Source organism: Bradyrhizobium sp. CFUWI, from assembly GCF_056429085.1.
On the sequence record NZ_JBWJZE010000005.1, the window covers coordinates 359055 to 371114 of the forward strand.

At 65.4% G+C, this 12060-nt stretch carries 12 protein-coding genes; 3 read left to right on the forward strand and 9 right to left on the reverse strand.

From position 1 onward, the window contains the following. Positions 1 to 56 precede the first annotated feature (56 nt). The 8 genes from AC066S_RS14210 to soxX all read right to left on the reverse strand — a co-directional run bounded on the left by AC066S_RS14210 (position 57) and on the right by soxX (position 5993). On the reverse strand, positions 57 to 1094 hold the full coding sequence (locus tag AC066S_RS14210; protein ID WP_135168999.1) for an MBL fold metallo-hydrolase: 1038 nt from the start codon (positions 1092 to 1094) through the stop codon (positions 57 to 59). Between the two features lie 280 nt (positions 1095 to 1374). Beyond that, on the reverse strand, positions 1375 to 1833 hold the full coding sequence (locus AC066S_RS14215; RefSeq protein WP_135168998.1) for a DsrE family protein: 459 nt from the start codon (positions 1831 to 1833) through the stop codon (positions 1375 to 1377). After that, complete coding sequence (gene soxB / locus AC066S_RS14220) at positions 1830 to 3581, reverse strand: thiosulfohydrolase SoxB (protein WP_478269982.1); 1752 nt, start codon at positions 3579 to 3581, stop codon at positions 1830 to 1832. Before soxB ends, AC066S_RS14215 begins: the two co-directional genes overlap by 4 nt. A 54-nt stretch (positions 3582 to 3635) precedes the next feature. Continuing rightward, positions 3636 to 3941: a hypothetical protein gene (locus tag AC066S_RS14225; RefSeq protein ID WP_126257183.1), complete on the reverse strand. Its 306-nt coding sequence runs from the start codon at positions 3939 to 3941 to the stop codon at positions 3636 to 3638. Beyond that, positions 3938 to 4801, reverse strand: coding sequence for a sulfur oxidation c-type cytochrome SoxA (soxA, locus tag AC066S_RS14230; protein WP_164718540.1), 864 nt, complete (start codon positions 4799 to 4801; stop codon positions 3938 to 3940). Before soxA ends, AC066S_RS14225 begins: the two co-directional genes overlap by 4 nt. Then, positions 4801 to 5112, reverse strand: a complete 312-nt coding sequence (gene soxZ, locus AC066S_RS14235; RefSeq protein WP_126257185.1) for a thiosulfate oxidation carrier complex protein SoxZ — start codon at positions 5110 to 5112, stop codon at positions 4801 to 4803. The genes soxA and soxZ overlap by 1 nt, the downstream gene beginning before the upstream one ends. Positions 5113 to 5125: 13 nt before the next feature. After that, on the reverse strand, positions 5126 to 5617 hold the full coding sequence (gene soxY / locus AC066S_RS14240) for a thiosulfate oxidation carrier protein SoxY (RefSeq protein ID WP_126257186.1): 492 nt from the start codon (positions 5615 to 5617) through the stop codon (positions 5126 to 5128). A gap of 25 nt (positions 5618 to 5642) precedes the next feature. Beyond that, positions 5643 to 5993: a sulfur oxidation c-type cytochrome SoxX gene (soxX, locus tag AC066S_RS14245; RefSeq protein WP_478269983.1), complete on the reverse strand. Its 351-nt coding sequence runs from the start codon at positions 5991 to 5993 to the stop codon at positions 5643 to 5645. A 236-nt stretch (positions 5994 to 6229) separates the two neighbouring features. Between soxX and AC066S_RS14250 the strand changes: the two genes are divergently transcribed. Further along, positions 6230 to 6901: a DUF938 domain-containing protein gene (locus AC066S_RS14250; RefSeq protein ID WP_126257188.1), complete on the forward strand. Its 672-nt coding sequence runs from the start codon at positions 6230 to 6232 to the stop codon at positions 6899 to 6901. A 251-nt stretch (positions 6902 to 7152) separates the two neighbouring features. On the opposite strand, the gene AC066S_RS14255 is transcribed toward AC066S_RS14250, so the two are convergent. After that, complete coding sequence (locus tag AC066S_RS14255) at positions 7153 to 9219, reverse strand: prolyl oligopeptidase family serine peptidase (RefSeq protein ID WP_478269984.1); 2067 nt, start codon at positions 9217 to 9219, stop codon at positions 7153 to 7155. A 200-nt stretch (positions 9220 to 9419) separates the two neighbouring features. Between AC066S_RS14255 and AC066S_RS14260 the strand changes: the two genes are divergently transcribed. Together AC066S_RS14260 and AC066S_RS14265 are read left to right on the forward strand one after the other, a co-directional pair. Then, positions 9420 to 10667 carry an MFS transporter gene (locus AC066S_RS14260; RefSeq protein ID WP_478269985.1) on the forward strand — a complete coding sequence of 416 codons (1248 nt, stop codon included), beginning with the start codon at positions 9420 to 9422 and terminating at the stop codon, positions 10665 to 10667. Between the two features lie 141 nt (positions 10668 to 10808). Next, entirely contained in the window at positions 10809 to 12047 is a 1239-nt protein-coding gene (locus AC066S_RS14265; protein WP_478269986.1) for an MFS transporter, read from the forward strand. Positions 12048 to 12060 lie beyond the last annotated feature (13 nt).

Consider the following 12060-nt stretch of genomic DNA (forward strand, 5'->3'; position numbering starts at 1 on the left):
ATCCTAGTCCGAATATGTGGGCGGCTGCTGACTTATCTCAAGAAGCCGCGCGGCCGTCAGTGCACGAGCGGCCCGCCGGCCTTCTTCCAGGCATCCAGGCCGCCGGCGATGTGCGCCGTATTGGCAAGGCCGGCGTCCTTGGCGGCGGCCACCGCCATCGCCGAGCGTTCGCCGAAGGCGCAGAAGAACACGATGCGGCGGCCGGTGGCGGCTGCGACCTCGCGCAGCATGCCACCGGGCTTGAGACTCTCCTCGACGGAGGGATAGGGCGTGTGCAGCGCGCCTTCGAGCGTGCCGTGCTTCAGCCGCTCGTTGGTCTCGCGCAGATCGACCAGCAGGATGTCGGGCCGGCCGAGCGCGCGAATGGCCTCGACGGCGCTGAGCGCGCGGCCTTCCTTTTCCAGCTCCTCCTGATGCAGGCCGACATGCATGTTGGCGGGCACCGCCACGTCCATCATCTTCGGATTGGGCAGCTTCAGATTGGCCATCAGCTCGATATATTCGTCGACCGAGCGCACCTGGAGCCTGGGATTGTAGCGCTTCTCCTCGCCGATGGTGGAGACGGTGTCGCCCTTGTAGTCGTGCGCCGGGAACACCATTGTCTCGTCCGGCAGCTTCAGCAGCCGGTTGAAGATCGAATCGTACTGCGCGCGCGAGGAGCCGTTCTGGAAATCGGTGCGGCCGGTGCCGCGGATCAGAAGCGTGTCGCCGGTGAAGACGCGATCGCCCATCAGATAGGAATAGGAATCGTCGGTGTGGCCGGGCGTGTACATCACGTCGAGCGACAGGCCCTCGATCGTCACCTTGTCGCCGTCCGCGACCCGCATCGCCACCACGTCGGCCTTGGTCTGGTCGCCCATCACGGTCATGCAATGGGTGCGGTCGCGCAGCTCGCCGAGGCCGGTGACGTGGTCGGCATGCAGATGGGTGTCGACCGCCTTGACCAGCTTGAGGTCGAGCTCGCGCAGCAATTGGCAGTAGCGGTCGACCTTCTCCAGCACGGGATCGAGGATCAGCGCCTCGCCGCCGGGGCGGCTGGCGAGGAGATAGCTGTAGGTGCCCGAAACGCTATCGAAGAGCTGACGGAAGATCATGGCAGGAAGCCCGGCAGTGGAACCTATTTCGAGGATTCTACTACGTTCCGGGCCGGAAAGAGAAGCAATTCACTGTCTGCGTAGGAAAATTTGGAAGATTCTTGTTGCGGCGCAAATGTGGGAGTGGTTGGGCCATCCACACAACTGTCATCGCCCGCGAAGGCGGGCGATCCAGTATTCCAGAGGCCGTCGTGGGATACGGAGGGGGCCGCGGCGTACTGGATTCCCCGCTTTCGCGGGGAATGACACCGCGTCTGTGGCGGCGCTGTGCCCAACGAAATCACGGCCTCACCACCGTGTAGCCGTTCTCCGCCAGGAACAGGATCTGCCCGACGCCGACCTGCACCGGCGTCGCCGCGGGGATGAACTCCGGCCGCTTGCCGGTCTCGCGCTCGATCGTGTCCACCGTGTTGAGGCAGATGTCGAACCGCACGCCTTGCGCGATCAGGCTTTCCACCTGCTTGCGGCGCTCGCTGCCCGACAGCAAGAGGTCGATGCCGGGACCGAACGTCACCACTTCGAGCGCGATCTTGTCGGGGGCGTAGGCCTTCAGGAGGTTGTTGGCGACGCTGAGTACCAGTGCTTGCTTCCTCGCATCGCCGTCGGAGAGCTGCAGCACGATCTTGTGCTCGGCGAATGGCTTGTCCTGGAGCGGCACCTGTTGCGCCGAGGCCGGCGGGACGGCGGCGAAGACGAGCAGCGCCAGCATCAGCGCGGACAGGATCTGCGCGCGCCTCATCCCTGTCCCGCTATGCCTGGATTATCGTCGACCCCCTTGAGCGTGACACCGGAGCCGAGCCGCTCCTGAAACATCCGGCCCGAGCGCAGATATTTGCCGACGACGTCCCACACCGGCGCGCCTTGCTGGCCGGTGACCGAAGCCCAGCCTGCGACCTTGTAGCGATGGCCGGCGCTGATCGCTTTGCCATTATGGATCTTCAAATCCGAGATGCGGCTGCCGATCGCGGCGGTCGGTGTGCAGGTGTAGCTGAGCCCGCCGGCGCGCACCATGTCGCCGCCCTGCTGGTAGTAGGGATCGGCGTTGAAGAGGTTGTCGCAGATGTCCTCCAGCACGTCCTTGATCTGGGCGCCCGTCATCTCCTGCACATAGGTTTCGGGATAGGTGATCGCGGTTTCCGCGAGCAAATCCTCCATGGTCAGCGCTTGGCCGGAGAGCGCGGTGACGCCCCAGCGGAAGCCCGGCGACAGCGCGATCTCGGTATCGAGCTCGGTGCGGAGCGCGGTGCAGATCAGCTCGTCGACCGGTCCGGAGAAATTGCCGCGGCGATAGAGCAGGCGGTCCGGCGTTGCGATCTTCTCCGACCAGTCGGTCACACGCGGCGCGCGCAGCCGGCCGATCAGCTCGGCCATGGCCGGATCGGGCTTCAGCAGCTCGGAATAAACCGGCAGCAGATGATAATGAACGTCGCTGACCTTGCCCCTGTCGATGGCGAGATCGAGCACGGCGAGGAATTTTCCGTTGGAGCCGGCATTGGTGACGAGCGTGATGCCGCCGGCGTTCTTCACCGCGATCGGCTGCGGCACGGCATCATGGGTGTGGCCGCCGAGGATGACGTCGATGCCGGTGACGCGGCTTGCGAGCTTGAGATCGACATCCATGCCGTTGTGCGACAGCAGGATGACCGCGTCGACCTTGTCGGTGCCGCGCAAGGCATCGACATGCTTCTGCAATTCCTCCTCGCGGATGCCGAAGGTCCAGTCCGGCGTGAACCGCTTGGGATGCGCAATCGGCACGTAGGGGAAGGCCTGGCCGACGATCGCGACCCGATGGCCGCCGATCTCCTTGATCATCGATGGCTTGAACACGCGTCCTGTGGCCTTGTCGAAGGCGAGGGCGTCGTTGAACGCGGCTTCCTCGGTCAGGAAGACGTTCTGCGCCAGGAACTCGCCCTTGAAGCGCTCGAGATTGTCGCGCAGCGCCTGCTCGCCATAGGTGAACTCCCAATGTCCGGTCATCGCTTCGATGCCGAGCAGATTGGCGACCTCGACCATGTCGCGGCCCTGCATGACATTGGCAAGCCCGGTGCCTTGCCAGAGATCGCCGCCGTCGACGAGCAGCGAACGTTGCTCGCCGACGTCGCCGCGCAAGCGGTCGACCAGCGTCTTCAGGTGGGCAAAGCCGCCGAGCTTGCCGAAGCGGCCTGCCGACTTCTCGAATTCGACACAGGTGAAGGCATAGGCTTCGGCGCTGTCGGAGCGGATGCCGAACCGCTCCAGGAAGGCGCGGCCGACCAGATGCGGCGGCCGTCCGGCCATCTCGCCGATGCCGATATTGACGCTGGGCTCGCGGTAATAAACCGGGTTCAGTTGCGCATGCGTGTCGGTGATGTGCAGGATGCGCGCATTGCCGAACCGCTCGATGTCGTAAATGCTCGCGGTCTCGGCGCCAAGCGCAAGCCGCGGCAGACCGAGCGATGCGGCGGCGAGGCCTGCAGACTTCAGGAAATCGCGGCGGCGGATCGCCATCCCATAATTCTCCGCGCCCTCAATGGTCGCAAGGCTGTTCCAGTTGAGGTCAGTCTAGCGGATTTCCATCGCCTTCCAGGCCTCTTTTTCAGACGTCGCCTGGAAGATCGACGCCCTTGCCAGCGCCTCGGCCTCCCTGGCTGCGGCGATGGCACGGTCGAAATCGCCGCTATCGGCCGCTTTCCTGGCTGCGGCCAGCATCGAGACGGTCACGGTCCACTGGTTGCGCAAGCCGGCAGCCTCCTTCGATGCAGCTTCGGCGGCGGTGTACGCCGTCTTGTAGTCCGCTTCGGTCGCCGCGCGCGCCGTGGCGACGAGGCCGAGCGCGAGCAGCATGGCGAGAGCAAGTGTCCGCTTCATGGCCGCGCTCCCGGGCCTGATATCGGCAGGCCGTTGGCGACGTAGGACAGGAAATATTCGACGTCGCGGTATTCGTCCGCCTGCGGCTCCAGCGGAACCGCGCGGGTCTGGCTGTTGCAGGTGACGAAGCGGCGGCTGGTCGTGCCCATGCCGCTCCATTCGGAGCGGTAGATCGGCATCGCGTTAACGATGCCGAGCGCCGGCGCCAGGATCTCGGCGCGGATGCGCTCGCCCGGGCTCTGCACATGGCAGCTTGCGCAGGAGAAGTTCATCTGGCCGCGGCGGGTGTAGAAATAGCGCTTGCCGTTCTCGAAGGCTTCGAGCGCGCGCGGATCGTCGGGGATCTTGATGTCCATCGGCTTGCCGCGCGAGGTGTAGGCCATGTACGCGGTCAGCGAGGCCATCTCGTCCTTGACGTAGGAATAGGGCGCTTCGCCGTTGGCCTCGCGGCAGCGGTTGAGCGCGAGCTCCAGCGTGATGACCTTGCCTTCCTTCGTGTCAAAATAGGGATAGTTCTGGCGGACGCCGATGCCGCCGTTCGGGAAGCAGTCGGCATAGGTCTTGCCGTTCTTGAACGGCGTCGCAAACATTTCCTTGCCGGCCTCGAGCGCGAACTCGTAGGGCGGGAATTCTTCCTTCTCCTGCCATTGCCGCTTCAGATCGGCGTTCATGGAATACGGACCGTTGACGAAGTCCTCGTGCTTCACGTCAGGAAACTTCTGGAAGAAGAAGTTCTGGAACGCCTTGGCGTCGGCAACGGGATCGACCTTGTCGGCCGCGACGACGCGCGGAGCGGTGAGGGCGAGCGCAACGAGTGCGGCGCTGAGCGAGCCAAGCAGCAGGGCAGACCGGGTCTTCATCACGCGATCTTCGCGGTGGTCGTATCCGAGCCACCTTTGTTGTCGGTCCAGGAGATCTTGAGCTCGTCGCCCTTCTTGGCGCCCTTGAAGCTGAACTTCACATAGGGGTCCTTGGAGACCGCGGTGCCCCAATCGGCGACGAAGACGTCCTTGCCGTTCCATTCGAATTTCAGCTGCTGGATGTAGTGCGCGGGGATCAACTCACCCTTGGGATCCTTCACCAGGCCGGTATCCATGGGATGCTGGATCAGCGCCTGCACCTCGGTGATGTCGCCATTGGATGTTGCGCGCACGCGAATGCTTGATGCCATCGGACCGATCCTCCTAGCCGCCGCAGCCGCCGACGGTGACCTTCACTTCCTTGGTCGCGCTGTAGAGCTTGCCGTCAGCCTCCACGATGGCGACCAATTTGGTGGTCTTGGCCATCTTCAGTCGGTTGGCGACGCCCGGAATCGTGCCCTCGGCGATCTTGTAGGACGCGGCGAGCGCGTACGGGTTCTCGGTCACGAAGAACGAGATCGCGCTCACCTTGTCGAGCGTCGTCGTCACCGACACCGGCACGACGCCGCCGTTCTCGGCGATCTCGGGCGCATCCAGCTTGACCTTGTCGGAGGGCTCGGCGGTCTTGCCGTAGAGCGCCTTGATCGCGTCGGCCTCGTTCTTCTGCTTGAAAGCCTCGTCCGGATATTTGTCGTTGGCCGCCGCGCGCACGGGCGTCGCCGCGAACGGCAGATTGCCGAGGCCGAGCAATGCGACGGAGGCCGCGCCCTGAAGGATCAGGCGCCGCGTCGCAAGGGGGCCGGTGGTCGTGGTCATCTCTGGTCTCCTGGGCAGCCGGCCGTTACAGGGTCTGCAGGAAATCAACGATCGCGCTGATCTCCTGGTCGGTCAAAATCCGGTTCCGGCCGAACGGCGGCATCATGGTTTGCGGATTGCGCTTGGTCTCGTCGAAGATGATCGCGGTGAGCTCGTTGCGATCGGGATATTTGGCCTTGAGGTCCTTCAGTTCCGGACCGATCGTTCCCGGCAGGTCGCCGCCTTTGATGACGTGGCAGGTCAGGCAATTGCCCTTGCCGCGGTCGAAGGCGAGTTTTTGGCCGTCGGCCACAGTGGATTGCGCCTGTGCCGGAGCCGCGCCGGCGCAGAGGGCCAGCGCCAGCAGGATGGCAGGCTTGCAAGGAAAGGCGGTCAAGGCATCGTCCCGAGCGTTATGTCGATGATCTCGTTTGTGGAAATATATAGGCGTTGCAAAGCACAAAGGGCATCGCCTGACAATCAAGACTATGCACGCGGCAAAATGGAGTTAATATCCTCCGCATTGCAACCCATGAGATAGTTCGTTCATCCAACAGGGCGGCGCTAGCAAATTATTCTAGGACGTTTGGCCTTCGGGCCTTCCTTTCTGTGCGCATATTTTGGGGATCTCGCTTGGCTGAATATGTCGTTGAGTTTGGCAGGGATGGTGGCCGGGTCGAGCCGGATGGACGGCTCGATGCGCCCGCGTTCCATCGCAATCACGTGCCGATCTGGGCGGCGCTCGAACAGCACCTCACGGGCCTCACCGGCAACGTGGTCGAGCTCGGCAGCGGAACCGGCCAGCATGTGGTCCATTTCGCCCGCCATACGCCCGGCCTGGTCTGGTGGCCGAGCGACCTCAATCAGCGCCATCTCAGGAGCATCGAGGCCTGGCGCGTCTATGCGGGCCTGCCAAACATCCGCAGTCCCCTGCGCATCGATCTCACTGATCCCGACTGGTGTCCGGAGATGAAGAGCGGGCAGGCGCCGACGAGCCTTGCCGCCGTGTTCTGCGCCAATGTCATCCACATCGCGCCCTGGGCCGTGGCCGAGGGCCTGTTCGCCGGCGCCGGCCGCTATCTGCGCTCCGACGGCAAGCTGTTCCTCTATGGTCCCTTCAAGCGCGACGGCAAGCACACCGCGCTCAGCAATGCGGTGTTCGACACCTCCTTGCGTGAAGGCAATCCGGAATGGGGCGTGCGCGACATCGCCGATGTCGAACAGCTCGCGACGGCCGCCGGCCTTCGCCTCGTCGATTCCATCGACATGCCCGCGAACAATCTGACGCTGGTGTTTTCGCGGTAGCTGAGACGCGGCCGACTTCAGCCCGGGTGACGCCGCGAAAGTGGTGCGCTCCCTCCCCCCTTGCGGGGGAGGGTTGGGGAGAGGGGTAGCCCAGCAAATGCTCCATCCATCTTCGAGTGTGATGCGCGCATATCGAGAGAGTCCCGGTTTGGCACCCCTCTCCCTGCCCCTCCCCCGCAAGGGGGGAGGGAATGAGGGAGCGGCGCCTCGCTCACGTCGCGATGCGGTGAAAGCTCGAAGCGACAGCGCTGCTACGCCTCGTCCCGCCACCCGATCTTCTCCTTCAAGAACCCGAAGCCGAGCACCTCGAAACCGGCGCGTTCCTTGTTGTCCTTGCCGTAGCCGTGGCCGCCGGCGGCCGGCTCGTAGAACCAGGCCTCGTAGCCCATGGCCTGCAGCTTAGCCGCCATCTTGCGCGCGTGGCCGGGATGGACGCGGTCGTCGCGGCGCGTGGTGGCGATCAGGATCGGCGGATAGGGCTGGCCGGCCCTCACGTTGTGATAGGCCGAGTAGGTCTTCAGCCAGTCCCATTCCTCGGGCTTGTCGGGGTCGCCATATTCCGCGATCCAGCTCGCGCCCGCGAGCAGCTTGGTGTAGCGGCGCATGTCGATCAGCGGGATGGTGCAGAACAGCGCGCCGAAGCGCTCGGGATAGCGCACCAGCATGTTGGTGATGAGAATGCCGCCGTTCGAGCCGCCCTGCGCGGCGATGCGCTTCGGCCGCGTCACGCCGCGGCGAACCAGGTCGGCGGCGACCGCGGCGAAATCGTCGTGCGACAGCTTCTTGCCCGCGAGCCGGCCGGCATCGTGCCAGCGCGTGCCGAACTCGCCGCCGCCGCGCAGATTCGCCTGCACAATGGTGCCGCCACGTTCCAGCCACAGCTTGCCGAGCGAGGAATTGTAATAAGGCTTCACCGCAAGCGCGAAGCCGCCATAGGCGCTCATATAAACCGGTGCGTCGCCGGTCTCGTCCGCTGGGCCGGTCTGCACATAGGGAATGCGCTCGCCGTCGACCGAGACCGCCTCGTGCTGCGTCACCACAAGCCGGTCGGCGGTGAAGGTCTTCGGCGCCTGCTTCAGCACGATCGGGCTGGCGACGCCGCGTTCGAGCAACAGCAGCGACGGCGGCGTGAGCGGATCCTGCACGTTGGCGAGCAGATCGCCGTTGCTCTCGGAAGGATGACGATCGAGCGGCCAGACGTCGACGACGCCGATCTCAGGCAGGCCGGCAAGCGTGTCGCGGCTCCAGCCGTTGGCGGACGGCGTGCAGATTTCGAAGCGCGGGCGCAGCTCGTCGAGGATCGACAGCACGAGCTTGCCCGCCGCCCAGAACAGGCCCTGCAGCGCGCGCCGCGGCGCCGGCTCGAACAGCACCGCAAAATCGCGGCTGCCGGCGAGGAACGCCGAGAGCGAGATGCCGAGCACGGTGTCGGTGGCGTAGGTCCGCCCCCCGGCCGTCCAGTCCTTGCGCAGCTTCATCGCGAACCAGTCGCCATGGGCCTGCAGCCAGATCCCGGTCGGCAGGTCGAGCTTCGTCATGCCGCCGGCTGCGTCGCGCAGCCAGATCGCGTGATTGAAGAAATCGATCTGGTCGACGATCCAGACCCGCGGCTCGGGTCCGGTGTCGTCGACCATGCCATGGATCATCATGTGATCGGCGGTGGTCTCGATGATCACCTCCGCCCGCTCGACAGGCTGGCCGCGCCGCCACAGCCGAACCGTGCGCGCATAGCCCGAGCTCGTCGCCATGCCCTCGCCATAGGCGCTCGACAGCAACAGCGTGTCCGCATCGAGCCAGTCGAGACCGCCCTTCGCCTCCGGCAGCGTAAAGCCGTCCGTCACGAAGCTCTTCGTATCCATGTCGAATTCCCGCAGCGTCACGGCGTCGCTGCCGCCGCGCGACAGGCTCAGAACCGCACGCGAGCTTCCCGGCATCGTGGCGATCCCGCCGAACAGCCAGTCCTCGCCTTCGTGCGCTGCGAGCTTGTCGATATCCAGCACGGTCTCCCACGCAGGCGTCGTTTTGCGAAACTCCGCAAGCGTCGTCCGCCGCCACAGGCCGCGCGGGTTGGCGGCATCCTTCCAGAGATTGTGCAGATCGGAGCCGCGCCGGGCGACATAGGGAATGTTGTCGGGCCGGTCGTAGATCGCAGCCAGGACGTCGCGGTCGTACTCGTAGGCTTTGCCGCCGAACGCCTGCAGCGTCAGTTGATTCTGCCGCTCGACGAAATCGAGCGCCTGCTTGCCTTCGATCTCCTCCAGCCACAGAAAGGGGTCGTCGTCGGGAGCGCTGAGCGTGGGCCTGTCGTCGACGGACATGAATAAAACTCCCGGGAAAATCGCGGCGGATCACATTTGATCGAGCGCAAGCCGTCAAGGGTGCGAGCCGCTATCATTGCGCCGATTGCGTCAGAGGCATGGCCTGCGCCCGTTTGCGCCGGTTGCCCCTCCTCCCGCACCCCTCCATAGTGCCGGGAATCAACAGAGCCCCTCGAGAGCCCGTTGGGGCGGAAAAGCCGATGCTTGACGTGACTGCAGCCCATGAGATCGCCGCCGAGGCCCGCGTGCGCGCCAACGTGGTGCGGCTCGCCGCCGCCCAGGCGCTGACCGGCGCCAACTCGGCCGTGATCTTCGCTACCGGCGCGATCGTCGGCGCCACGCTCGCGCCCGACATGTCGTTCGCGACCGTGCCGATCTCGATGTATGTGGTCGGACTTGCTGCCGGCACGCTGCCGACCGGCGCGATCTCGCGCCGATTCGGCCGCCGCGTCGCCTTCGTCATCGGCACGGGCCTTGGCACGCTGACCGGCCTGCTCGGCTCGTTCGCGATCCTGCACGGCTCGTTCGCGCTGTTCTGCATCGCGACCTTCCTCGGCGGCCTCTACGGCTCCGTCGCACAGTCCTATCGCTTCGCCGCCGCCGACGGCGCCAGCGCGGCCTACCGGCCCAAGGCGGTGTCCTGGGTGATGGCGGGCGGCGTGTTCGCCGGCGTGCTTGGTCCACAGCTCGTGCAATGGACCATGGACGTCTGGCAGCCCTATCTGTTCGCCTTCAGCTTCCTGGTGCAGGCCGCGGTGGCGCTGATCGCCATGGGCATCGTCGCCGGCGTCGATATGCCGAAGCCCGCGCCGGCCGATCTGCATGGCGGCCGGCCGCTCGTCACGATCGTGACGCAGCCGCGCTTCATCGCGGCGGCGCTGTGCGGCGTCATCTCCTATCCCATGATGAACCTTGTGATGACCTCGGCGCCGCTCGCCATGCAGATGTGCGGCCTGTCCGTCTCCGATTCCAATTTCGGCATTCAATGGCACATCGTCGCCATGTACGGGCCGAGCTTCTTCACCGGCGCGCTGATCGCCCGCTTCGGCGCCCCGAAGGTCGTGGCCGCCGGCCTGCTGCTGGAGGCCGGCGCCGCCGGTATCGGTCTCTCCGGCCTCACGGCGATGCATTTCTGGGCGACGCTCATCGTGCTCGGCGTGGGCTGGAATTTCTCCTTCATCGGCGCCTCCGCGCTGGTGCTGGAGACGCACCGCCCGCAGGAGCGCAACAAGGTGCAGGCCTTCAACGACTTCCTGGTGTTCGGCATGATGGCGCTCGGCTCGTTCTCCTCCGGGCAGCTGCTCGCCAGTTACGGCTGGTCGGCGGTGAACCTGGTGGTGTTCCCGCCGGTGGTTCTCGGTCTCGTCGTGCTCTCGCTGGTCTCCTGGGCCCGTCGCCGCAGGGCGCGCCTGGACGCGGCCATGGGCGAGTTCCCGGACGCGGTCTAGGTTGGCAGGAGGCTGTCAGCAACGTTGATACTTCGATCCGGGCCGAAGTGATTTTCGGTGCTCGGGTTGTTACATGATGCTCGTCATCAACAGGCGAGCGTGAAGCACGGCGCTCGCGGGGGAAACCAAGGACCAGCGCAAATGCTCGACAGCCCCCGTCCCACCGCGCCAATCGACGAATCCTCCCTCCGTTACGAAGGCTGGCGTATCGTCGCGGTCTGCTTCCTGCTCGCGACCTTCGGCTGGGGGCTCGGCTTCTACGGCCAGAGCGTCTATGTCGCCGAGCTGCAGCGCGCGCGGGGCTGGCCGACCACGCTGATCTCCTCCGGCACGACGTTCTTCTATCTGTTCGGCGCGCTGCTGGTCGTGTTCGTCGGCGAAGCCGTGCGAAAGTACGGCCCGCGCCTCAGCCTGATCGCCGGCACGCTGGCGATGGCGGCAGCGGCCGTCGCGATCGGCGCGGTGCGCGAGCCCTGGCAGCTTTATCTCGCCAATGCCGTGCTCGCCTTCGGCTGGGCCGGCACCAGTCTCGCCATGATCACCAACACGATCAGCCTGTGGTTCGACCACAAGCGCGGCATGGCGATCAGCCTCGCGCTCAATGGTGCCAGCTTCGGCGGCATCGTCGGCGTGCCGCTGCTGGTCACGCTGATCGGTCATGTCGGCTTCGCCAGCGCGATGTACATCGCTGCCGGCGCCATGCTGGCGCTGCTGCTGCCGGTGATCCTTGTTCTCGTCGGCCGGCCGCCCGATCACCACGGTTGGCACGCGGCGGCGCGGGCCAAGCCGCAATCATCGACGCAAATCCGCGCCTGGGCGTTGCGCGACGTCGGCTTCCTGACGGTGACCATTGCATTTGCCTTGGTGCTGTTCGCCCAGGTCGGCTTCATCGTGCACCTGATCTCGTTCCTCGATCCCGTGATCGGCCGCGAGCGCGCCGCCATCGCGGTCGCGGTGCTGACCGCGATGGCGGTGGTCGGCCGCGTGCTGTTCTCGCTGGTGATCGACCGCCTCAACCAGCGCCTCGCCTCGGCGCTGTCGTTCCTGAGCCAGGCCGCGGCGCTGTGTGTCGTCATCAACCTGCACAATGATTACGTGCTGATCGCGGCCTGCGCATTGTTCGGCTTCTCGGTCGGCAACCTCATCACGCTGCCCTCGCTGATCGTGCAGCAGGAGTTCGACAGCGCCGCGTTCGGCGTGCTGATCAGCCTGAATACCGCGATCAACCAGGTCACCTACGCGTTCGGCCCCGGCGTGGTCGGGGCCTTGCGCGATTGGTCCGGCGGCTATTCGCTGCCGTTCTATCTCTGCATCGCGCTGGAAGTGGCGGCGGCGGCGTTGATCATGGTGCGGGGAAAGCCGCGGACAAAGCTCTCGTAGGGTGGGCAAAGGC